Source organism: Wolbachia endosymbiont of Cylisticus convexus (assembly GCF_003344345.1).
In genome coordinates, this window is sequence record NZ_QPIP01000155.1 from 1 (window position 1) to 1,066 (window position 1,066).

Annotated in this window: 1 protein-coding gene and 1 pseudogene; one reads left to right on the forward strand and one right to left on the reverse strand. The window is 37.0% G+C overall.

Features of this window, described 5'->3' with window-relative positions; all coding sequences use genetic code 11:
* Window positions 1-409 (forward strand): group II intron maturase-specific domain-containing protein (locus Wcon_RS09525; protein WP_275936935.1); only part of this gene is annotated, 409 nt, incomplete at its 5' end.
* A gap of 83 nt (window positions 410-492) precedes the next feature.
* Here Wcon_RS09525 and Wcon_RS09530 read toward each other — a convergent pair.
* A pseudogene (locus Wcon_RS09530) lies at window positions 493-1,066 on the reverse strand (IS4 family transposase); the annotation flags it as partial.

Genomic DNA, 1,066 nt, shown 5'->3' on the forward strand with positions numbered 1-1,066 from the left:
TTTTGATTTTCTGGGTTACACATTCAGACCCAGGTTAGCAAGAAATAAAATAGGGAAGCATTTTGTTTCATTTCTCCCAGCAATTAGCAACAAGGCCAAGAAAAAGATTACTACAACCATAAGATCATGGAAAATGCTAAGAAATACGCATATAACATTAGAGGGGATGTCAGAGAAAGTAAATCCAATAGTCAGAGGCTGGTATCAGTACTATGGCAAATTTTACAGAACTGAGGTCTACAAATCTCTAAAGAATGTAGAGCGGCATCTAGAAAAGTGGGTCAAAAGGAAATATAAGAGACTCAGGGGTCACGGAAGACTAGCAAGACAATTTCTAGGAAAGGTGAGAAAGAGGTCTCCGGATATTTTCTATCACTGGACACTAGGGTTAGATCAAAAGGCTGAATAATGGAAGCTGTATAAGCTGAGAGGTTTACGTACAGTTTTGCGAGAGACTGGTGGGGAAGTTCCACTGGTCTACTCTCCTAACTCTTTATACCTTATGTGCCTTTTAGGCGGATCCATCATAAACTTCCCAAACTTAACCTCTAAACATGCTGTTCTTTTTGGCTTATTATCTCTTGCAGGGATTTCAATTTCTATTGTACCAATGCTAGAGAAGTCTTCAACAAATTTCCATAATTTTTGTTTATCGTTGGAAAATCTGGATTTTCTATTTATATCTCGATCTTTGGAAGCTCTTACTAAAACTGCTGAGTTAAGATTACGTGCAAGTTCAAAAAATTCATAAATATCTGCCTCTCTATCACATACAGTTATAGCTTCAGTTTTAGTTGAGTCTATAATGCTATCTGTTTTCTTTAGGCTTTCTAGCCACTTTATACTTTCTTTATCTTCAATATGTGCTCTTTTACGATTCCTCTCTTTTAGCTCTTTGGCTTCTTCAGAAACAGGTGGTCTCGAGTAAATTTTTTGATCTAGTATTCCTAATGCCAAGCCTTCTGTACTAACAGCAAAAGCTGTATGCAGCATAACACCCTTACTACGTTTTCTTGAGATAATTCCCAACCCACTTGTTTTTTTATGGCCCGTGTATGAAATACAA